This window comes from Variovorax sp. 01T432 (genome assembly GCF_056398605.1).
Genome location: NZ_JBFTPS010000042.1, coordinates 1 through 18246 on the forward strand (window position 1 = coordinate 1; position 18246 = coordinate 18246).

Here is an 18246-nt window from a genome sequence, read left to right on the forward strand (position 1 = left end):
CTGCCGGCCGTCGATCAAGCCGATGATTTGTCCTGCACCTTGTGCTGCACTACGATTCATCTCGGACCCCCGATGGTGTTTGTGAAGACCTCGGTCTATCACGCATGGGCACTTCGATGCCGTATCCATTCGGGGGTCCACCTTGCCCGCCCGGCAAGGGGAGCTCCCAGAACAGTCACGCTACTCATCTCCGTGCTCCTGCTCTTCTTTCCCCGTAGGGAGGGAGGCATCCATTACATCTCCTTATGCAAAACGACAGCGTGGCCATGCCGGGATCGATCCTCGGGTAGTGGTTCGCTCTCTTGCACGTAGGCGAGCGTCGCATCCCGCCCCCTGAACATTTGCTGCACCGCACACCCCCAATAAATGGATGGAGTCCAGAGCGGCGTTGTCAGATAGACGGATAGATGCCGGCACCCATTTGATCAAGCAGGTCGATCACGAGATCCTCGTGATCCTGCAGTGGCTGCGAACTCTTGTCGTCCCAGACCTCGCTGGAATGGATGCGATTGCCGAACAGCACGATCACCTCGCAGCGGTTGTCCCGCTTGGACATCCAGTGCAGGCCTTGGGCATCCGGCATGTTCTGCCAGATCCACAGCGCCCACGTGCGGGTTCGGGGGTAGTCGTCCTTCTCGCCTTCAAGGAGGGCGGAGGGTGTCAGGCCGCTTGCCTTGAGGCCCCAGGTCGTCAGGTTGACGAGGTGCAACGGTGACGTACCGATGCGGCTCAAGCGCAGATCGTTACGGTAGTCGGCCTCCAGATCGTGCTGGTAGCCGACTGATGGCGTGGGCACGTCGTGCAGGACGACCTCTGAGATAGCGCCGCGCTTGTCGCTGGCTGCATAGATCGTTGGGATCGTCTTGTTCGTGGCCGGATCGACGAGGGGGCTGAAACGCGCGTTGCCGAGTCCCGATGCATTGAAGGCGGCCGGCGCGTACTTGCCCGGATGGACCCGATACCAGACTCCCGCTGGGTGCGGGAGAAGGCGAAACGGCTTGGGTGGCGGCGGAAGCAGTGCGGCTGGACTAGCCATGCACCGCACCCACCACGTGATCTTCTGCGGCGGCCACGACAGCTTCCGGGTCGCGCGCGATCACCTCACGTGGACGCTTGCCCTTCAGCGCTGAGCTGGTCGACTCAAACCAGGCCGCAACCCTGAAAGGTGAGTAGCCGTGCAGAATCTCCAAGACCTTCTTCACGGCCGGCAGGGGCTGCCAAGTCGGATCGAAGAGGTAGGAGGGGTAGATCTTCCTTCCGCGATGGTCGACGCCGAAGATTCTTCCGCTGTGCTGCCAGCGGTTTACCGTTGCATGCAGATTGGCCGCCTTCGGATCGAGTTGCCGGCCAATTTCGGCGGCCGTATGCCACTCGGTTCCTTGCAGAACGGCATCGATGGAGCGCTTCTCAAGCTCGACGCGCATGGCCGACGGGCGCCTGGGCTCGATCTGATCCACCAGGTCCTGCATCGACTGGCGCTCGAGTTCGTTGATCACCTCGCGCACTTCCATGGTGAGCTTGCGCTCCTTGGCTGCTGCAAGAGTCTCGGCGAGTTGGTCGATGATGAGGCGGCTTGCCGCACGCATGCCGTCGATACGGTTCAGGAGCGCCCGAATGGCATCATTGGGCTCTTTGGTGGCGGACCGGCTCATGGCTGTTTTTCTGTGAGATTAATGAGCCGATTTTACGCCTCACGTTTCTCACGCGCAAGCCAGCCCGCTGGCGGGTGAAAGGGTCTCAGCGACGCCCAGGGAGGGTCTGGCTGCTCTCTCAGTGACGAGGACGTTTGAGTGCAGGCCGGCCGTCGTTCGGAGAAACATGCGGCGCCCATCGAGGAGGACGCTGGAATCGCCCTGCGGGTCCGGTTGGGCTGGCGGCATGCCATGGGCGGCCAGCGCCTCGGCGCATCCGAGGCAGTCACCGCCCTTGACGGGCTCGTTGAGCGAAGCCCACGACAGGGTGCCGCTCACAGGCGTTGGACGGGAACTCGGGGTACCAACGCGCGAAGTCATCACGCAGCTGGCCGTCGACGACGCGGACTCGCACCTGCAGCAGCAGGTGTGCACTCTCTGGCTCCCATCGCATCTGCTGCGACTTGGACATGCGCTTGTCGATCAGCTGGTTGACCGCGGACTCCACAAACAGCCTGGAGATGCGCCGGCCCGCTCGATAGCGACGCCCATAGTCGGCAGCGAATCCGCGTTGTTGTTCAGGTAGGGCCACTATCCGAGTTCGAGGCTGGAGCCGTCGAGGCTGGAGCTGCATCGATGGCCCGTGCCCGCGGCGAACGGCGCTGCGGTGGCGCCGGGATCAGGGGAGGCCGACGTCTGTAGCAACGGTTGGCACCTTCAGTTCTACGCAATCCGATCCGCAGGGCCCCCGTTCGATCGGGTCGGGTCGGCGCGCGGGTCGATGCAGCACCGCTCGGCTCGGCGTGATCCGCAGCATTTCGCCGTCCGGGGCCGCTTGCCCGTCGACGATCAGGGAGTAATCGGACTCTTCCCGCGGCGGCCAGATGAGCCCGACGGCGGGCCGCTGGATCAGGTTGTCACGGGTGCGGCGGCCGATGCCGTCAATCACTAGTACGCTACCTTCGAGCATCGGCACCACTGCGACCGCATGCGGGGCGCCATGCGCGCTGGCCGTCAGCAGGTAGGCAAAGCGGTACCGCGTCATGACCTCCGCCAGGTTTGGCAATTCGACTGGAATGCTCATGTTTGTCACCATCGGTTGGGCGTTCGCGCCGAACGGCTCTTGCTTGCCGGCCTAGGCCCTGGGAGGCCCGATGGCGCGCACAAATGGACTGATTCGATTATCGGCCTAACGCCTCTGTCGACGCCTGGCTCCGCCCGCTTCGGCGTTGAACACCGGACATCTCCGGGCACATAGCGCCACTCAAGCTTTGTCGGACTTCTCCTTGCCCGAGTCCATCGTCCTTGCCACCGCACTCACCTGGGCGGCTCCAGTGCGGAAGTATCCCGCCACGGTATCCGTGCTCCGATGCCCCGTCATGGCCATCGTCTCCTGCAGCGGCATGTTCTGTCTCCCGGCCTCCGTGACGAACCCCGACCGTAGCGAGTGCACCGAGAAATCCTCCCCCAGCGCACAGCGCGCCTTCACGAGGTCCCGAACCGCTGTCCCCGAGAGCCCGTCGGCGCCCAGTTTCCCGTTCTTCAGGATGCGCCGGAAGAGCGGCCCCGAGGCAATGCCGCTCGCCTTGAGCCAGGCATCGATCGCCGCGGCCGCCGACCCGACCACCGGTTCGACGTCTTCTGGCTGCACCCTCCAGCCGGAAGTCAACGTGAGGTCTCCCTCGCGTTCAGCTACGCTTGTCCGTGGTGAACCATGAATCCGTCGCCTTGCGTTCCCATACGGCAAGCTGCTTCTCGGCTTCGTCTTTGGCCATGCCATAGCGCTCCTGGAGCTTACCGGCGAGCTGATCACGGCGGCCGGCGACAATGTCTAGATCGTCATCCGTAAGCTTGCCCCATTGCTCCTTGGCTTTCCCGGTGACTTGCTTCCAGTTGCCTTGAATTCGATCCCAGTTCATAAGGCTCTCCTTCGTTGTTGAATTAATTAATTGCCAGCTCGCGCTGCGTGTAAGGCTCAAGGGCGCACGGCAATCTCGTTCTTGACAGCCTTCACGCCGTTCACGCCGCGCGCGATGGTCTCGGCCGTGGACCTCTCGCCGGCGTTCTTGGCGAAGCCGGAAAGCATGACGGTGCCGTTGAGCGTCTCGACCTTGATGCTGGATGCATCGACAGCCTTGTTCTCGACATAACGACCTTTGATCGAGGTGGTGATGGCTGCGTCGTCGACATAAGCGCCCACGGACTCTTGCCCCCGTGTGACCGCACAGCCCGACGCAGTGAGCAACGCCACGGTGGCGATCGTGGTGGCGATGATGGTGCGAATGAACATTCTGAATCTCCATTAAGAATTGCTACCTGGCCCCTTAATCATTTGAGCATCGAGGTTTGCCATCGGCACATTTGTGCATCGGCAATGCCGCCGCGCAACAACATGTTTGACCGACGGCTAAATAATGAGATCGACCGCCATTCGTGATGTTGATCCACATCAAGCATCCCCGATGGGACGAGCACTACAACCATGTTGCCTGGAACCTGATTCCTATGACCCGAGGTATCAGGGCTACGGAACCGATTTGGCTTGGCTGCAACTGTTAGGAGAACGCCATGAGCTTAGGCACCATCTTGTTGATCGTTCTGATCTTGATACTGATCGGCGTCTTCCCCGCGTGGCCGCACAGCAGTAGCTGGGGATACGCACCAGCTGGTGGTGTGGGGCTGATCGTGATCATCCTGGTCGTGCTGTTGTTGATGGGACGACTGTGACAGGCCGTCCTCTCTGAACTTCGGCACGAATTCGACGTGAGTGAGCGTCCTGTCCTGCCTCCAGCCGCGCCGTCATCCGCCATGGCAGGCCTACATCGGGACCATGGCGTCCCACCCAAAGGAGATCAACGTGCCTGACGACAAGACTAATCGCGGCCCACAGGACCGCGCCCGCATCAATGTGAACGAGGACCACGAGGTCCGCTACTGGACGAGAGCTCTAGGCGTCACCGAAGAGCAGCTTCGAGCTGCCGTCGCCGCGGTCGGCGTCAGTGCGACAGCGGTGCGAGATCATCTAGGTTTGCCTCCCAAGAAGTAGCGTCGGCGGGCGCGCGGTCACAGGCCGCCTCGGAGTTCCCCCTTATGACTGACCGGGAGTAGGAGAACGCGCGCACGATGCTCAGTGCTCCGCTGAGGACCCTTTCGGCAGACGGCCGATACAGAACGGTGCCGCCTGCACCCATAGTGGTTGCACGGTCTCGGCAAACCCATCGAGGACTCCGGGACTGCGAAGGCCCTTCGTGCGGATGAAAGTCGACGGAGGGCCTTTTGTTAGGGCTGTGAGCGCCAGGGCCATGTCGCCGTCCTCACCTTCAACCGCCCGACGCGCCTGAATGCGATCGGCCGCAAGCTCAGGGAAGAGATACGGGGAGCGATGCATCGCGTGGAAGCCGACGCGAAGGTGCGCGCGATCGTGATCACGGGCGCGGGGGCGGCCTTTTGCGCGGGCGGCGACATCAAGGAAATCATCGAGGCCCAGGGCGCCGGTCGCCGCGCCTTGACGGAGAGGACGCAGTCGACGCGCGACGCCGCACTGCTTGCGATCTTCGAGGCGTGCAAGCCGGTGATCGCCGCCGTCAATGGCGTTGCGGCCGGCGCGGGCATGAACCTCGCGCTGGCCGCGGACATCCGAATCGCTTCCACGACCGCTCGCTTCCAACAGGTCCATGTCAAGCTCGGGCTGCCCCCCGACACCGGCGGTACCTGCCTGCTTCCTCGCGTCGTGGGTCTGGCCAAAGCCTGCTAACTGGCGTTCACGGGCGACGCCGTCGATGCCGATGAGGCTCTTCGCCTGGGCTTGGTGAGCCGCGTGGTGGCGCCGGAGGAATTGATCCCCGCGAGGAGCCTGGAACTGGCCAGGCGGATCGCCGAGGGGCCGCCTGTCGCAATCAACTTGTGCAAGCAATCCATCTATCGCGGGGTCGAGGGCAGCCTTCGCGGTGCCCTGGCGCGCGAGGCTGCCGCCTTCAACGCCTTCGCCGAAACGGAGGATGCGGAGGAAGGGCTGATGGCCTTCTTCGAGAAACGTCATCCCCGGCTCCAGGGACGCTGAACAGCCGCGCGGCAAAGCTCCAACGGCTCAAGTCGCCGAAGCCCTCTTCCGCTCTTCGAGAAATTTCCAGCGAGGTCCCGAGGGGACCGGGCGCCTATGCCTGAACAAGGCGTCGGCGAACGGAGATGAGACGGTGAGTCATGCCAACGATACAAACACTCACACCATTGTCCTATCGACCTTTCGTATATTTGCGTCGGATTTCGCCAGCAGTCGCATGGGTCTCGCAGCTGACGGTTCCGTCTAGGAGCAGCGGCCGAATCCCTTCTCGTAAGTCACCCAGCGCACTGATTGAGATCAGGCTTCGTTTGGCCGACCAAGTGGAGAACGTCGATCTGACCATTCTCGGATATTGGCATCCCAATACACCAGATCATCGCGAAAGGCTGGCCATCGCCGCTGAAATGGGAAATCGCATTTTCGGTCCCGATACCCATTGGATTGAAGAGCGCCAAGCATTCTCCCAAGGGATGCCCATCTGTGCGTCGGGCGTGGCCCATGAGGTTGGGGACATTGAAATGCTGTCCGCCCGTTGCAACGCGGTGCCTCGCGGCGTAACCTCGTATTTTTCGCGCTCTGCCAGTTGGAATCATCTATGCAGGACTTTCTGAGGTCGATCGCGTTGTTGATCGACGAGCCCGATCCTGGGTGCTTTTGCTGGGTTCTTTTGGAATCCAAAGGCAGCATCGAGCGATTTGAGGTGCTCGGCACAGGGCAAGTAGTGCGAGATAACTACGACGCGGCCCTTCGCGACGGTATCGCTGCCTTGCGTGCGTTGAGGGACGGCGTGCATGGGCCTCGCACGACCATCAGCGATACCGGTACAGGGAATCCCTCGGGGTGGACGCCTTTGGCATAGCTGACCGACTGCGGTACCTCACCGCGCTACCCCGCAGCGGTCCAGCAGATACTTCCCCCTGATCAAATCCCGGCCTCACCGCAGCATTCAGCAACGTCGTTGGTAGTCGAGCGGTTACCTGCCACGATTTCGCTGCACGACCTTGTATTCGGGCGCGTGTATGCGACGTACGGCGCCGTTACATCGGTGCGATCGTATGGCGCTGGACCGTAGACAGCGTGCGTCCGACTGCCTGGGATGCAGCTGGGGCGTTGGTCGCTATCGCGGGCATGGCCATCATCGTCTTACAGCCGCACTGAGTTCATCACGGCTGCAGCCACCATTGGCCCCTCGATGCTTTTGCCCAAGAAAGACGGCCCAAGCTATCCTAAGAAGCTCACCCCCCAACAACATGGGTTGCGTTCCTCGTCCAGGGAGAGCACTTTGCCGCGTTTGAGAGTGATGGCGATTCGACACGCAGAGAAGCCGACCCCCGACGGAGCGGTCCAAGGCGTGACCTTGAATGGTGTTTCGAATCCCGATGAACTCAGCGTCAGAGGATGGCAGCGAGCTGGGGCCTTGGTGTCTTTCTTCGCGTCATCATTCGGCGCGCCACGGCGCGGAATCGAAAGGCCGGAGTTCCTGGTCGCGCCCGGCACTACTCCCACCGAGACAAGCGTTCGATCTGCCCACACCCTCCAGCCGCTTGCCGAGTACCTTGGCCTGGCCGTCTCGACGCACTTTCTCAAGGGGCAGGAGGCTGAGCTGGCGACTGCAATCGACGAGTTCGTCGGCGGGGTGGTGCTCGTTGCTTGGGAGCACAAGGCCCTCTGCGATCTCGCCAACGCCATGATGGGCGGCGACGAGCGCACCCCCCAACGATGGCCGGACGATCGATTCGACGTGGTCTGGGTTTTCGAGCGCGATGACGCTTCTGGCGCATGGCAATTCAGCCAGGTGCCGCAGCTCCTGCTCGCAGGCGATAGCGATGAGCCCATCTGACCGCCGGAATGGCCAACTGTGAGCGGGCCATTCCGGTCATCGACGGCAGTGCACCGCAACGCACCTTCAGCTGTTCCTGTGACTTTGCTGGCCGGCCTTGACGTGCTGCTCGTCGGAGCCGCCGCGCGCGCCGGACCCGCTGCTGTCGCCCCTGCCCGTGTTCTCCTTGTTGCTTTCGGCAGGCTTGCCCCGTTGCTCGTGGGATCCGCCTCGGCTTCCCGAGCTTGAGCCCGAACCCGTGCCCTGGATGTGCTGGTTGTGCCCTTCCGGGTTGTTGCTAGACATCTCGACTTTCCCCTTGCTGGAAAAAAGCGCGAAGGCACCATTGCTCCGCGCATCGACCAATCTAGGTGGGAGCGTGCGCACCGCTGTAGGAATCGCGGCAGTGCTCAAGGCGGAATCGTCGTAAGCGACGCACTCTGGGTGTGGCCATGCTGTCGCTGAAAACCGGGACGCGAGCGCCCCCCATTCACCGGCCGGTCTTGCGCGCCTCGAGCACATGATGGTAGGCGGCCACATAGCCCGAGGCCATCGTCGTGGATGCGTACTGCAACGCGTTGGAAAGCCCGTGCCTGCGCAGTTCGCCGAAGCGGGGCGCAGCCTCCTCGATCTCTGCTGCAATCGCCGCAGGGTCGGTCGGGTCGATGTAGACCGCACCATCGCCGCCGATCTCGTTCATGGGCGCGAGGTCTGACGTGAAGACCGGGCAACCGCAGGCTTGCGCCTCGATGACAGGCCAGCCGAAGCCTTCGTGCAGGGAGGGGAAGAGCAAGGCGGTGGCGCACGAATAAAGAGCGCGCAGCTCCTCGTGGGAGATCTTCTGAACGGTGGTCACCCGGTCCGCCAGGCCGTGCCGAACTGCGATCTCTGCCAGATCAGGGGCGAGCTGGGGCCCGACGAAGAGAACTTTCTGGACCACCGCGGGTGTGCCGGTCTCGACCGCACGTCGATGCAGTGCGGCGAAAGCTTCCACGACCATGCGGCGATTCTTGCGTGGCAGGTCACCCCCTACGTGGATCAGGTACTTGTCTGCAGGCGTCAGGCCAAAACGGCGAAGGAGGGGCTCGGCCTCCCGCAGGGCAACAGGCGAGAAATCGTCATTCAGCCCATTGAGCACGGTATCGACCTTGCCTTCCTCGGCAAGGCCGAGGGCGAGGAGGGCGCGCTGGGTCAGGTGGGATGCGCAAGCCACCAGGTCGGCGCGGCCCAGGCCTCGTGAGATCAGGCGCTGAAAGAGCCTGCCCGTCCAACCGACATGCCAGCCCTCGATCATGCCCAGTGACGCCTGTACGGCAATGACATCATGGCAGGTAATGACGTTGGGCTTGTCTCGTACCCAGCGCACGTACATGCTGTTCGAGTGATCGCCAATATGCACCACATCGGCCCAGCGCACATGCGCTGCCAACGATGGGGTGAAGAGGATGAACTTGTCGACATAGCCCAGCCATTTCCACCAGCGGGATGTGCGCGCAACTCGAAGCACGCGTTGCGGCGGGATGACGACACGCAGTTCGCAACCGAGACGCGGAAGCTCGCGTTCGAGGACCCGCGTGAATGCCTGCATGCTGGTCTGATCGTCCGCGACGTAGTTTCCTATGAACAGCACTTTCATGGCGGGGAAGGCAGGGGTCGTGTCAATGGCTATGGCAGGTCCGTGTTGCTGCTCTCCCGATGTGGACTTCAGCGCCGGCGCGCCTTCATTGAATCACGGCGGCGCTGACGGCCGCCCATGCATCGACCTTCGCCTTGGCCAAGCATCGCAATCTGTTGCGCATTTCCGACGGCGCGCTGCGCCCGCTTCCGAGTGAAAGCCGTGCCTTGAACTGCTTGTCGGCGAAGAGGTCGGCGTGACCGAACACCCGGTCGACCGCGCGGTCGACCTTGATCGAGATGGAAACACCTCGATATTCGAAAGCGTCTGAACAGTCTGCTTGCATGATCCTGTCCTTCAGTTGCCACGAGGCCGATCGCTGACGGAGTCCAGTTTGGCTTTCCACCAGGACGCCGAGGTGAGCCGCATCGCAGGCACCTTACCTGGAAGGGTCCATCGGGCGAGCTCTTCACGTCCTTTCGCGGTAATCGCGAGCACCTGGGCTGCGTCGGCTTTGCCCGAGAGCGTCAGGGGGTCCGTTGGGGCGGGTGTAAGGGCGATCACCAGACCGGCAGCCCGCAGGAGCTTGACCTGGTCGATCTCGGCGGCGGTACGGAATGTGGCGGGCAGCCGCGTGCCGGCGAGCTGTCTGAGCATGTCCATGGCCATGACAGATCCTCCATTTCTCGATGACCAAACAGAAGCGACTTCGAGATAAGGCGCCGCCGGCCGAGTTTCAAGAGGGGAAAGCCCCCCAGGCGACCCCGCCAACGCTCAGGAATGGGCCCATCATCGGGCAGACCCCTCAAACAATGTTACCGGAAACGCCCGGTGTTGAGCTCGTCCCGAGCGTCCGGTGCCCCTCGCGGAAAAATTGATGAAAGCTCACAGCCGTCAGAGCTAAGACTTCACAACTGCTAGAAAAAGTACCGATGACAGAGCTTTTGGCCGATTGTTTGAGGTCCGATTTCAGCGTCTACTCGGGCGCGTAGGCGCTGCCAGAGAGTGTCAGGTTGACGCCGCCTTGCTTAAGACTGGAGCAGCGCTAGTTGAAGGAGGAAACACCATGAACCGGCAAACAGAACAGCTGGCGCGCAAGTCCGTCGCGCGCTCTACCCAGGAGTGGCAACGCGGGTTCGTCGTCGAGTGGCAACGGCTTGCGGAGGGTTGCGCCGACTTGGACGAGACCGCTGATCTTGCGCTTGAACTCTACGCCACCCACGGCCCGCGTGATCCTGCCGAGGTTGCACGCGAAGAGTGGGGCACGACGCCAGATTGAAAGGACCCGCAACCAGGACTGGGAGAAGTATCCAGTGCCCGTACGCTGGGCGGCGGGTTTAAGGTCAGACCGGCCTGCCGTCGGCCCATCCTCATGCCTTCGGGTCGATCCCACGGATGGGTGTCCGGGTCAAATCCTTTCCGATTTCCACGCGCTTCTTTTCGTTGGCCTCGTCGCGGAATTCACTGGGTTCCTTTTCAGTGGCCTTCTCCATGTTGCGCTTGACGGCTGCGCGCTCGTCATCATCGTGCTTTTCGTCATTCTGGCTTTTCATCGCGATCTTCCTTTCATGTGCTGACGCGCGCGATCCTTGATCGCATCACGGCCCGCCGGACGTCGTCTTGGGACTTGGTTCGGGACAGAGCGCTGCCCCGCAGTTGTCTTGCTCGCATTCGGCAAGCTCAGAAGCCGTAGAACTTATCGACGTTTGCTCGATAGTTGGGGTCGAAGTCCGGGACGTTGTCATTGGCGTACCGCGGCGCAGTCTCGAGCTGCGTCTTGTCCAGAGGAACAACGTACCCGTCCTGGGAGATGTCGTACTTCAACATCCTCCACGGGATGGGATATCGCTCAGTGCCCATTCCCAGAAAGCCGCCAAACTCCAAAACGGCATAGCGAACTTGGCCAGAGAGCTTATCGATCATCAGGTCATCGATGGTTCCGAGCTTGTCGCCAGCAGCGTTGTAGACCTTGCTTCCTTCGACGCGATCGGAAGAAATGACATCGGAAGTTGCCATTTAAATACTCCTCGTAAAACCGCCGGCGTCGCTGGGTGGGTGCGGCCAAGAGTGCAAAGCCCAGCAAAGTTCGGCATCCCACGAAGCCGCACACCCGAGCATCAGCCACATCGCCCACTTCATGTAGGTGCGGACACCAGAGCTGAAGCCCTGGTCTCGATATCGATCCGGAGCACCTCCGCGGGATGGGATGCGCGCGGCTGCATCGCTCCCAGCCCGTGGTCGCGCTCAGAGTTCAGGCGGCGCTAGTCTATAAAGCATCCGCAAGCTGAGCCTCCCTGCTCGACAAACAGGCAACCAGATCCGCAGCGCACTGAATGTGATGGACGGAGAGAAAGAGTCACACTCGCACTGCAGGAGCGGTCTCAACGACGCCCAAGCCTTAGGCCTGGGCGCCTCCCATTCATTGCTTCATTGCCTTGATGTCGGCCTTGCCTCGCTCCTCGTCGGCCTTGGCCTGCGCCACGCAAGCCTTCTTTGCATCGTCCTTCTGGTCGTCGCATCTCTCCTTCGCGACGTTGTAGGCGGCCTCGACCTTGGCTTCACGCACATTGCGCGCATTGGCATCGCTGGGCCTGCGTTTCTGTTCAAGCTCGGCCTTGGCAATCTTTTCCTTGCCCTTGGCTTCCTCGACACAGACGTCCTTGGCGTTCCCCTTCATGGCGTCGCAACGCGCCTTGTCGGCCTTGTAGTCGGCCGCGACCTTCTCGCTTGTGGCCTTGTAGTCTGCGTCGGACATGGTGGGCGTCGCAGGAGGCGCAGGGGTCGGGTTTGTCTGCCCGAGCGCTTGGCCCGCAGCCAAGCAGCAAGAGGCGACGGCGACCGACAATAGAAGCTTCTTCATGGTGATTTCTCCTTGCCGTTGAGTCGGATCTGAGTTCCGACATCGCTAGCAAATGTCGAGCGACTCATGCCCGGCGTAGGACGTGCCGTGGAGCGCTCGTAGGTACATTCCGAACGGGACTTTTCGAGGGTGGGATAGTCGGCGTCAATGCCGATGCGCTCCGCTCGGAAGACCGGCCTGTAGGCGTTCGGCCCATGGCGATCCAGCACCATGACCGACTAGACGAGAAGGGCTGGAGGCATATACCAACGTTAGGCAAAGCTCAACGAAGCTCGCCGGACAGGTTTGCGGCCATGGAACTCGAAGGACGTAGGGCATTGCGCCCCAAGCGCAGGCAGTCACGACGCCTTCCTTTGGAGGGCGATATGAACGACTTCCAGCTGATGCAGGAGGCGGTCACCTCGTATACGTACACGACGAAGCCCGGCGCCCCTATGCCCACGTCGTTTTCAATGGAAACCCACGATGGTGACGACTATGTCGTTCTTCGGGGCGTTTCCGCCGTGTTGGCTGTTTACCTCGTCCGCAAGGGCAAGATGCTCCGGAAAGTCCCCGACTGGAGGCAATCGACCAGATAGACGGAGGCGAGCTCAGCGCGCCGACAGCGTGGTGCCGTGCCAATAGGGCACAAGCCTGGTGCGCTCTTCGTCGAAGCGGGCGTTCAGCTGCTTTCTCTCTTCCGACTGGGCCCGCATCAGGCGGACCTGCGCCCGGAGGCTTCGCATGTTGTCTTCGAGTCTTCGGCGAACTGCGTCAGGCGCCCGCGCGATGTCCCTCTGATAGAACTCCAACTCGTCGTCGATCTTCTTGCGTTCCTCGATCAACTCGGCAGTCCGCGCTTTGGCGATGCGCGTGATCGCATCGGCCTGCGCCAAGGCTTCATCTCGTTCGTGCTCGAGGGTGCTCTCAGTGGGGTAACGCATTCGCAAGGCGAGTTCCCTGCGCCGCTCGTTCAGGCGCTCTGCGGCGTTCAAGCTCTCTTGCCGTTCATGAGCCTCACGTGCTGCGGCCTCGGCTTCGGAGTAGGTCGGGCCGAGCGTCCGCAAGACCCCTCCAGTGGAGCGCAGTTCACGCTGTTCGCGGTCGACGCAATCGGGAATGGGACGGTCGGAGGTCAGCATGTGTCCGCGGGCGTCCTTGCAAGAAAAGACATGCCCGCTTGACTGCTGCTGCGCACCGGCAAGGCCGCTGCCCAGCAGCCAGAGGACCACTGCTACGGCCATCGATCGACGATCTGTCTCGCGCCGCATGCTCACCACCCCGCCAACGACTTGAGGGACCAGGCGAAGGCGAACATCACTGCCACGACCAGGATGGAGTTGAGCCACACATGAGACGCGGCTTCGGAGGCCCTTGCGCTTCGCCTTTGGTCTGGGAACCATTGGCTTGTGCGAACGGGCTTTTCGGTCCACCAGCCCAGGTTGGTTTGGTAATCGTCGTTCATGCAGGCCAGTGTAGTTACGAGTACTACTAAAGGATGCACTCGATTAGCGACTGCGACGGCGGAAGTGTGAGGGATTTAGGGATTTCGCCTCCCGCGGGAGGTAAGGAGTGGCGGTGTATGTCCACACGGCGCGTGCTCGCCCCTCTGCGCTGATGGCGAGGTGCATCCTTAGGTCGCTATCTGCGCAATTCCCTACCCCCATACGACAAGGCGCTCGCGCATGCGCCCGCGGAGATGCGCCCTCTAGGCATGGGGGCTTCGGCGGTGCGCGCGTGAAAGGCGATTTGCTTTGCACATAACGGGCGCTGCCGAAGGTGACTAATGGCAATCGGCACATGTGAAATGTCGCCGCCTTCACCCACTGGAGGGCGCTTTCTTTGGCCTGCGAAGAAGCGATTGAGGCGTTACGGCTGCGCAAGCCAGGGGCGGCAGACGCTCTGATGAAGATATCGCGCGAGCTGCAAGTGCGAGGGCGCGATATCGAAAAACGCGCCGCAGCCAGCCGCCCGACGATTCAGGAGGCGGAAGGGGCATAGTCGCGCTCTCCAACATCCGAGACGTCACCGATGCCCGCCGCAACGACGGGTTTTCCGAAAGGGGCCAGGCCTTGGAGTACCCGCACCGCCGCCGCTCCGGCGATCAACGCTTGTGAATAATCGAATGCGGCCGTTGTTGCGGAGTCAACGGGCTGGTAGCTCAGGCATTCCTCGGATTCGGCGTCGACAGCTTCCATGACGACCCAGTAGAACTGTCCGTCTTCAAGTTCAAGGACTGTGAGGGCCAGGTCGCGTGTGGTCATATTCTTGTTCCGGACTCGATATGTTTCGGTCGACAAATTGTCGCGTCGAGCATCGGCAGTACCAAGGAAGTACTACACGCCGGCGACATGTATCGAGCGCCCGGACGGATCAGGTGGAGAGCATTCCGCTCTGCGCTGATCTGCCGATCCGCTGCTGCGCGGAGGGGCAGTCGGATCGATCGCCGGGTGGCGCACTCCGACGCTCCCGCGCAGCCTCATGAAGATCGATATGGCCCGGCAGCGGGGTCTCCGCCCTCGGGCAAGTGCTCCGCGGCCTCGGCCCACAACGGCACGATGGTCGGGAGGATCTTCAATAGCCCACGAGACGCGTTATCCGACGTGCGCCGCCGGGACTGGAGCAGGCGCAAGATCGCACAATCCAATTTTTCATGCCATGTGTTGAAGAGATTGACCTTCAACTGCGCCGCCCGCGCACGTTGCCGAGCGAGGAGCGCAGTTAGCAATTCCATCATAGCGGAGTGAGCGCCGTCGGAGCAGAAGCAGTTGCCGTCATTGACGGCTCCGACCGGACTTCCATGGTCTTGGGGGCACCTCGCATTCGAGTGTCTAAGCTATGCCACCAAGACTCCGCACGGAGTTCGAACTCGCGAAGATCACCGTGAATCAGCGATGCGACTCAGAGAATTGCGAAAGAAAACGACCGCTCAACGTCAGTACGAATGTGCTGAATGCGTTCCCTGTTAAGCCGCTCGGCGGCCTCCGGGTCGCCAGCCTCGATTGCCTTCATGAGCTTCTTGTGTTCAACGATCGCAGCCGCCATACGCCCGGGTATCAGGGCGGTGCGGTTGCCCATGAGACGGAGGCGATTCTCGATCGCCATCACGTATTGGATGAGCGTCTCGCTGCGAGAGCACTCGGCCAGCGTCCTTCGGAATTCGAGCGCGGCATCCAGGTACTTCGACACATCGTGGGCCTCTTCGGCCTTGGCCATGCGCTCCAGGATCTTTCGCAGGCGGGCTCGTTGTTCCGGCTTAATCTCCTTGGCCGCGCGCCGCGCCACGAGTCCTTCCAGAACCTCCCGGATGTCGAGCAGTTCGATGATCTCCGACGGCTTGAGCTGGGCGACGGTGACGCCGACGAAGCGTGTGCGGGAAACAAGCCGCTCCACCTCCAGTTGGCGAATGGCTTCCCTGATGGGCGTGCGGCTCACGAGGTATTCCGCCGCCAGATCCTGTTCGGTCAATTTTTCTCCAGGCTTGAGTTCGCCGGCCAGGATCGAACTTCGAATCCGGTCGCAGACTTGCTCGGCCGACAAGGTCGGCGTTTCTCGCTTTGCACGAGGTTGGGGCCTTGGCTCATTCATGCCCGAGGTTATACCCCAGGGGTCTGTCGTCGACTTCAGCATCTGGCCGTGCGCTCCTTCAGGTATTCGGGCGCTTTCGCGGGCATCTGAAGCAGCAGCACCTGCAGGCCCCGCGGCCCGGCTTCGATCAGGCCGCCCGGCTCTGCGGCCGCCACATGACGGCTCTCCCAACCGGTAAGCCACCTGCCTTCATGGCGCATGCTTCCGGAGATGACGAACTGGAACTGGCCTGAGGGTGCGGGCACCGGCGCCTCGATGTGTGAGTCTGAAGGCAGGTACCACACGCAAGCCTCCAGATGATCAGGCTGCGGAGAAATGAGGTGAGTCAGTCGGGGCTCCGCAAGCCGCCCGAGAACGTCAACCGGCAAGGCCTCGAGCGGTGGACTTTGCATATGACGCTTGGGGCCGCGAATCATCTTGTCCCGCGCGCTGTCGATGAAGTTCGCGCCGATCTCGTACACCGCGCGGATCGTGAAGTAGCTCAGGCCTTGCGGGCCCGCTACGACAGGACCATAGCCGGTGTACGCTCCGGCGTAGTGGACCGAGCCATGCCGCACGTGATGCGCGCCGAGCTTGCCCGAGCCAGCCATCACCACCTGGAACTGGTTCTGCGTGTGGAAGTGCGAGGCCAATACCGAGTCAGGCGACTGTTCCACGAGGAAGACGGTCGGAGACCACAACGGATCCTTTCCGCCGTCCATCCATTCGCTGCGATGGAATGAAAACCCGCCGGGAAGGGCGCGCGCGTGTCGCGACATCCGCGCGCGTTCCGAAGTGCCGATCAGCATCGCGCGTTACTCCAGCTTCGCGCCGGAGCGCTTGATCACGTCTGACCAGCGGTTCACTTCGGCCTGAAGGAAGCTCTTGAACTCACTCGCCGACGACGTGCGCGGTCGGCCACCGAGCATGACGATCTGCTTCGAGAAATCCTCGGAGCGAACGATCTTCGCGAGGTCGGCGCTGAGCTTGTCGACCTCGTCCTTTGGCGTTCCCGCGGGAGCGAGAAGACCGACCCATGGAACGAGGTCGAAGCCGTCGATGCCGCCTTCCGAAACGGTGGGCACATCCGGCAGCAGCGTGGAGCGTTCCTTCGAACTGATCGCGATGGCGCGGATCTTTCCGGCCGTGATCAGGGGCAGCGCGGGCGCAATCGTGTCGAACGACACCTGCACCTGGCCGCCGGCCAGATCCGACAGCGATCTCGAGGCGCCTTGATAGGGAATGTGTTCCATCTTTGTGCCACTGCGCCGCAACAGCTCCGCCATGGCCAGGTGCGAGACCGAGCCATTGCCGGGCGACGAGAAGCTGAGCTTCCCGGGGTTCGCGCGCAGATAGTCCAGCAACTCCGGCAGGGACTTGACGGGCAACGCGCTGTTGACCAGCAGCAGCAGCGGTGCTTCGTAGATCAGGCCGATGGGTTCGAAGTCCTTGATGGGGTCATAGCGCACGTTCGTGAAAAGGAACGGGTTGCCCGCCAGCGCCGCCGAGGCCGACAGCGTGAGCACGCTGCCGTCCGCCGGCAGCTTGGTCACGGCCGCCAGTGCGATGCTGCCCGATTGGCCCGGCATGTTCTCGACGATCCATGTGCGGTTTGTCATCTTTCCGAGCCGCTCGGCGAGCAGTCGGCCGACGCTGTCGACGGACTGGCCCGGCGGGTAACCCACGATGATCTTGCCGACCGGCGGGCCCGCGAATGCAGCCGAGCCATGCAGGGCTCCGAGGAGCACCAGAAACCTGAACATCGCAGTCAGTACGCTCTTCATCATTTGTCTCCATCATTTTTGAATGTCCTGAAGCGCAAGGATCGGCTAGCGTTTCCTCATCATCTGGATGACGGAAGAGAAGTCGAGCCGCCCTTGGCCTCCGTGGCAATGGATCGCATAAAGCGAGGCTGCGGCCGCACAGAGCAGCGCCGGCGAGTTGGAGGCCATCGCGGCTTGCTCGGCCAGGCGCAGATCCTTCAGCATCAGCTCGGAGGCAAAGCCGCCTTCGTAGTCGCGGTTCGACGGCGATGTGGGCACGAGTCCGCGCTCGGGCGAATAGCTCGTCAACGCCCAGCACTGGCCCGATGAGGTCGATGCGATGTCGAAGAACTTCTGCATGTCGAGTCCGAGGTTGCGCGCCAGGTTCAACGCCTCCGACACCGCCACCATCGAGATGCCCGTGATCATGTTGTTGCAGATCTTCGCAGCCTGCCCCGCCCCCGCCTTGCCCGCATGGATGATGTTCTTTCCCATCGCGCGCAGCACGGGCAGGCCCCTGGCGAAGGCGTCGTCCGAGCCGCCGACCATGAAGGTCAGCGTACCGGCGGCGGCACCGCCCACGCCGCCCGACACCGGGGCGTCGAGCGAGAGCACGCTGCGCTCCGCCAGCGCCTTGTGAAAGCCAGCGCACGAGGCGATGTCGATGGTCGAGCAGTCGATCGCCACGCAGTTGCGCGGATAGGCGATGCCTTCGTTCACCATCACCTCAAGCACGTGCTTGCCGCTTGGCAACATCGACACGACGAAGTCCGCAGCTTCGATGGTCGCGTCCACGCTCTGCTGCGGCTTCATGCCGTGCTCCGCCGCCTGGCGCAAGACGGCCTGGCTCATGTCGAAGCATTTAACCTCGTGGCCCGCGCTGCGCAGGTTCACGGCCATGGGCATGCCCATGTTGCCCAGTCCGATGAATCCGATCACTGACATGGTTTGT

Annotated in this window: 27 protein-coding genes and 1 pseudogene; 8 read left to right on the forward strand and 20 right to left on the reverse strand. The window is 62.2% G+C overall.

Annotated features, from left to right (window positions below; translation table 11 throughout):
- Nucleotides 1–391: 391 nt before the first annotated feature.
- The 6 genes from AC1DNF_RS25625 to AC1DNF_RS25650 form a co-directional block, all read right to left on the reverse strand.
- Nucleotides 392–1036, reverse strand: a complete 645-nt coding sequence (locus AC1DNF_RS25625; RefSeq protein ID WP_478151463.1) for an RES family NAD+ phosphorylase — start codon at nt 1034–1036, stop codon at nt 392–394.
- Nucleotides 1029–1652, reverse strand: a complete 624-nt coding sequence (locus AC1DNF_RS25630; protein ID WP_478151464.1) for a hypothetical protein — start codon at nt 1650–1652, stop codon at nt 1029–1031. Before AC1DNF_RS25630 ends, AC1DNF_RS25625 begins: the two co-directional genes overlap by 8 nt.
- Nucleotides 1653–2310: 658 nt before the next feature.
- Nucleotides 2311–2715, reverse strand: coding sequence for a hypothetical protein (locus tag AC1DNF_RS25635; RefSeq protein ID WP_478151465.1), 405 nt, complete (start codon nt 2713–2715; stop codon nt 2311–2313).
- 180 nt (nt 2716–2895) lie between these two features.
- Entirely contained in the window at nt 2896–3300 is a 405-nt protein-coding gene (locus tag AC1DNF_RS25640) for a site-specific integrase (RefSeq protein WP_478151466.1), read from the reverse strand.
- Nucleotides 3301–3319: 19 nt separating this feature from the next.
- Nucleotides 3320–3550: a CsbD family protein gene (locus tag AC1DNF_RS25645; protein ID WP_478151467.1), complete on the reverse strand. Its 231-nt coding sequence runs from the start codon at nt 3548–3550 to the stop codon at nt 3320–3322.
- 56 nt (nt 3551–3606) lie between these two features.
- Complete coding sequence (locus AC1DNF_RS25650; RefSeq protein ID WP_478151468.1) at nt 3607–3921, reverse strand: BON domain-containing protein; 315 nt, start codon at nt 3919–3921, stop codon at nt 3607–3609.
- 278 nt (nt 3922–4199) lie between these two features.
- Here AC1DNF_RS25650 and AC1DNF_RS25655 point away from each other — a divergent pair, with 278 nt between their 5' ends.
- From AC1DNF_RS25655 to AC1DNF_RS25680, 6 genes and pseudogenes are all read left to right on the forward strand, one after another.
- Entirely contained in the window at nt 4200–4358 is a 159-nt protein-coding gene (locus tag AC1DNF_RS25655; protein WP_478151469.1) for a DUF3309 family protein, read from the forward strand.
- A gap of 130 nt (nt 4359–4488) precedes the next feature.
- A complete protein-coding gene (locus AC1DNF_RS25660) occupies nt 4489–4677 on the forward strand; it encodes a DUF3606 domain-containing protein (protein WP_478151470.1) in 189 nt (62 codons plus the stop codon).
- A 258-nt stretch (nt 4678–4935) separates the two neighbouring features.
- Nucleotides 4936–5691 (forward strand): annotated as a pseudogene (locus AC1DNF_RS25665) (enoyl-CoA hydratase/isomerase family protein); the annotation flags it as partial.
- A 308-nt stretch (nt 5692–5999) separates the two neighbouring features.
- On the forward strand, nt 6000–6302 hold the full coding sequence (locus AC1DNF_RS25670; RefSeq protein ID WP_478151471.1) for a hypothetical protein: 303 nt from the start codon (nt 6000–6002) through the stop codon (nt 6300–6302).
- 466 nt (nt 6303–6768) lie between these two features.
- Nucleotides 6769–6849: a hypothetical protein gene (locus AC1DNF_RS25675; RefSeq protein WP_478151525.1), complete on the forward strand. Its 81-nt coding sequence runs from the start codon at nt 6769–6771 to the stop codon at nt 6847–6849.
- 34 nt (nt 6850–6883) lie between these two features.
- Nucleotides 6884–7531 (forward strand): hypothetical protein, encoded by a 648-nt coding sequence (locus AC1DNF_RS25680; protein ID WP_478151472.1) that lies wholly within the window; start codon nt 6884–6886, stop codon nt 7529–7531.
- A gap of 66 nt (nt 7532–7597) precedes the next feature.
- On the opposite strand, the gene AC1DNF_RS25685 is transcribed toward AC1DNF_RS25680, so the two are convergent.
- The 4 genes from AC1DNF_RS25685 to AC1DNF_RS25700 all read right to left on the reverse strand — a co-directional run bounded on the left by AC1DNF_RS25685 (nt 7598) and on the right by AC1DNF_RS25700 (nt 9794).
- The gene (locus AC1DNF_RS25685) at nt 7598–7924 is read right to left on the reverse strand and encodes a hypothetical protein (protein WP_478151473.1); all 327 of its coding nucleotides are present in this window, start codon (nt 7922–7924) and stop codon (nt 7598–7600) included.
- A gap of 76 nt (nt 7925–8000) precedes the next feature.
- Entirely contained in the window at nt 8001–9146 is a 1146-nt protein-coding gene (locus AC1DNF_RS25690; RefSeq protein WP_478151474.1) for a glycosyltransferase family 4 protein, read from the reverse strand.
- A gap of 85 nt (nt 9147–9231) precedes the next feature.
- The gene (locus AC1DNF_RS25695) at nt 9232–9471 is read right to left on the reverse strand and encodes a hypothetical protein (RefSeq protein WP_478151475.1); all 240 of its coding nucleotides are present in this window, start codon (nt 9469–9471) and stop codon (nt 9232–9234) included.
- A gap of 11 nt (nt 9472–9482) precedes the next feature.
- Nucleotides 9483–9794, reverse strand: a complete 312-nt coding sequence (locus AC1DNF_RS25700) for a hypothetical protein (RefSeq protein ID WP_478151476.1) — start codon at nt 9792–9794, stop codon at nt 9483–9485.
- Between the two features lie 397 nt (nt 9795–10191).
- Here AC1DNF_RS25700 and AC1DNF_RS25705 point away from each other — a divergent pair, with 397 nt between their 5' ends.
- Nucleotides 10192–10404 carry a hypothetical protein gene (locus AC1DNF_RS25705; RefSeq protein ID WP_478151477.1) on the forward strand — a complete coding sequence of 71 codons (213 nt, stop codon included), beginning with the start codon at nt 10192–10194 and terminating at the stop codon, nt 10402–10404.
- A 91-nt stretch (nt 10405–10495) separates the two neighbouring features.
- Here AC1DNF_RS25705 and AC1DNF_RS25710 read toward each other — a convergent pair whose 3' ends face one another.
- The 3 genes from AC1DNF_RS25710 to AC1DNF_RS25720 all read right to left on the reverse strand — a co-directional run bounded on the left by AC1DNF_RS25710 (nt 10496) and on the right by AC1DNF_RS25720 (nt 11880).
- Nucleotides 10496–10678 carry a hypothetical protein gene (locus AC1DNF_RS25710; protein WP_478151478.1) on the reverse strand — a complete coding sequence of 61 codons (183 nt, stop codon included), beginning with the start codon at nt 10676–10678 and terminating at the stop codon, nt 10496–10498.
- 127 nt (nt 10679–10805) lie between these two features.
- Nucleotides 10806–11141 (reverse strand): PRC-barrel domain-containing protein, encoded by a 336-nt coding sequence (locus tag AC1DNF_RS25715; RefSeq protein WP_478151479.1) that lies wholly within the window; start codon nt 11139–11141, stop codon nt 10806–10808.
- A gap of 403 nt (nt 11142–11544) precedes the next feature.
- Nucleotides 11545–11880: a hypothetical protein gene (locus AC1DNF_RS25720; RefSeq protein WP_478151480.1), complete on the reverse strand. Its 336-nt coding sequence runs from the start codon at nt 11878–11880 to the stop codon at nt 11545–11547.
- Between the two features lie 470 nt (nt 11881–12350).
- Here AC1DNF_RS25720 and AC1DNF_RS25725 point away from each other — a divergent pair, with 470 nt between their 5' ends.
- The gene (locus tag AC1DNF_RS25725) at nt 12351–12563 is read left to right on the forward strand and encodes a hypothetical protein (RefSeq protein ID WP_478151481.1); all 213 of its coding nucleotides are present in this window, start codon (nt 12351–12353) and stop codon (nt 12561–12563) included.
- Between the two features lie 12 nt (nt 12564–12575).
- Here AC1DNF_RS25725 and AC1DNF_RS25730 read toward each other — a convergent pair whose 3' ends face one another.
- The 7 genes from AC1DNF_RS25730 to mmsB all read right to left on the reverse strand — a co-directional run bounded on the left by AC1DNF_RS25730 (nt 12576) and on the right by mmsB (nt 18239).
- Complete coding sequence (locus AC1DNF_RS25730; protein ID WP_478151482.1) at nt 12576–13106, reverse strand: OmpH/Skp family outer membrane protein; 531 nt, start codon at nt 13104–13106, stop codon at nt 12576–12578.
- 131 nt (nt 13107–13237) lie between these two features.
- Nucleotides 13238–13429, reverse strand: a complete 192-nt coding sequence (locus AC1DNF_RS25735; protein ID WP_478151483.1) for a hypothetical protein — start codon at nt 13427–13429, stop codon at nt 13238–13240.
- Nucleotides 13430–13943: 514 nt separating this feature from the next.
- Entirely contained in the window at nt 13944–14228 is a 285-nt protein-coding gene (locus AC1DNF_RS25740) for a hypothetical protein (RefSeq protein ID WP_478151484.1), read from the reverse strand.
- Nucleotides 14229–14865: 637 nt separating this feature from the next.
- Nucleotides 14866–15504 (reverse strand): GntR family transcriptional regulator, encoded by a 639-nt coding sequence (locus AC1DNF_RS25745; protein WP_478151485.1) that lies wholly within the window; start codon nt 15502–15504, stop codon nt 14866–14868.
- Nucleotides 15505–15587: 83 nt separating this feature from the next.
- Complete coding sequence (locus AC1DNF_RS25750; RefSeq protein ID WP_478151486.1) at nt 15588–16340, reverse strand: hypothetical protein; 753 nt, start codon at nt 16338–16340, stop codon at nt 15588–15590.
- A 6-nt stretch (nt 16341–16346) separates the two neighbouring features.
- Nucleotides 16347–17315, reverse strand: a complete 969-nt coding sequence (locus AC1DNF_RS25755; protein WP_478151487.1) for a Bug family tripartite tricarboxylate transporter substrate binding protein — start codon at nt 17313–17315, stop codon at nt 16347–16349.
- A gap of 45 nt (nt 17316–17360) precedes the next feature.
- Nucleotides 17361–18239 (reverse strand): 3-hydroxyisobutyrate dehydrogenase, encoded by an 879-nt coding sequence (gene mmsB / locus AC1DNF_RS25760; protein WP_478151488.1) that lies wholly within the window; start codon nt 18237–18239, stop codon nt 17361–17363.
- Nucleotides 18240–18246 lie beyond the last annotated feature (7 nt).

What these genes read in the sequence shown, in the direction of transcription:
- AC1DNF_RS25720 (WP_478151480.1), bottom strand. Translation starts at nt 11,880, where the DNA reads ATGTCCGACGCAGACTACAAGGCCACAAGCGAGAAGGTCGCGGCCGAC.
- AC1DNF_RS25730 (WP_478151482.1), bottom strand. Translation starts at nt 13,106, where the DNA reads ATGCTGACCTCCGACCGTCCCATTCCCGATTGCGTCGACCGCGAACAG.
- AC1DNF_RS25725 (WP_478151481.1), top strand. Translation starts at nt 12,351, where the DNA reads ATGAACGACTTCCAGCTGATGCAGGAGGCGGTCACCTCGTATACGTAC.
- AC1DNF_RS25735 (WP_478151483.1), bottom strand. Translation starts at nt 13,429, where the DNA reads ATGAACGACGATTACCAAACCAACCTGGGCTGGTGGACCGAAAAGCCC.
- AC1DNF_RS25750 (WP_478151486.1), bottom strand. Translation starts at nt 16,340, where the DNA reads ATGCTGATCGGCACTTCGGAACGCGCGCGGATGTCGCGACACGCGCGC.
- AC1DNF_RS25710 (WP_478151478.1), bottom strand. Translation starts at nt 10,678, where the DNA reads ATGAAAAGCCAGAATGACGAAAAGCACGATGATGACGAGCGCGCAGCC.
- AC1DNF_RS25630 (WP_478151464.1), bottom strand. Translation starts at nt 1,652, where the DNA reads ATGAGCCGGTCCGCCACCAAAGAGCCCAATGATGCCATTCGGGCGCTC.
- mmsB (WP_478151488.1), bottom strand. Translation starts at nt 18,239, where the DNA reads ATGTCAGTGATCGGATTCATCGGACTGGGCAACATGGGCATGCCCATG.
- AC1DNF_RS25740 (WP_478151484.1), bottom strand. Translation starts at nt 14,228, where the DNA reads ATGACCACACGCGACCTGGCCCTCACAGTCCTTGAACTTGAAGACGGA.
- AC1DNF_RS25705 (WP_478151477.1), top strand. Translation starts at nt 10,192, where the DNA reads ATGAACCGGCAAACAGAACAGCTGGCGCGCAAGTCCGTCGCGCGCTCT.
- AC1DNF_RS25700 (WP_478151476.1), bottom strand. Translation starts at nt 9,794, where the DNA reads ATGGCCATGGACATGCTCAGACAGCTCGCCGGCACGCGGCTGCCCGCC.
- AC1DNF_RS25655 (WP_478151469.1), top strand. Translation starts at nt 4,200, where the DNA reads ATGAGCTTAGGCACCATCTTGTTGATCGTTCTGATCTTGATACTGATC.
- AC1DNF_RS25650 (WP_478151468.1), bottom strand. Translation starts at nt 3,921, where the DNA reads ATGTTCATTCGCACCATCATCGCCACCACGATCGCCACCGTGGCGTTG.
- AC1DNF_RS25680 (WP_478151472.1), top strand. Translation starts at nt 6,884, where the DNA reads ATGCTTTTGCCCAAGAAAGACGGCCCAAGCTATCCTAAGAAGCTCACC.
- AC1DNF_RS25715 (WP_478151479.1), bottom strand. Translation starts at nt 11,141, where the DNA reads ATGGCAACTTCCGATGTCATTTCTTCCGATCGCGTCGAAGGAAGCAAG.
- AC1DNF_RS25690 (WP_478151474.1), bottom strand. Translation starts at nt 9,146, where the DNA reads ATGAAAGTGCTGTTCATAGGAAACTACGTCGCGGACGATCAGACCAGC.
- AC1DNF_RS25645 (WP_478151467.1), bottom strand. Translation starts at nt 3,550, where the DNA reads ATGAACTGGGATCGAATTCAAGGCAACTGGAAGCAAGTCACCGGGAAA.
- AC1DNF_RS25625 (WP_478151463.1), bottom strand. Translation starts at nt 1,036, where the DNA reads ATGGCTAGTCCAGCCGCACTGCTTCCGCCGCCACCCAAGCCGTTTCGC.
- AC1DNF_RS25635 (WP_478151465.1), bottom strand. Translation starts at nt 2,715, where the DNA reads ATGAGCATTCCAGTCGAATTGCCAAACCTGGCGGAGGTCATGACGCGG.
- AC1DNF_RS25695 (WP_478151475.1), bottom strand. Translation starts at nt 9,471, where the DNA reads ATGCAAGCAGACTGTTCAGACGCTTTCGAATATCGAGGTGTTTCCATC.
- AC1DNF_RS25755 (WP_478151487.1), bottom strand. Translation starts at nt 17,315, where the DNA reads ATGAAGAGCGTACTGACTGCGATGTTCAGGTTTCTGGTGCTCCTCGGA.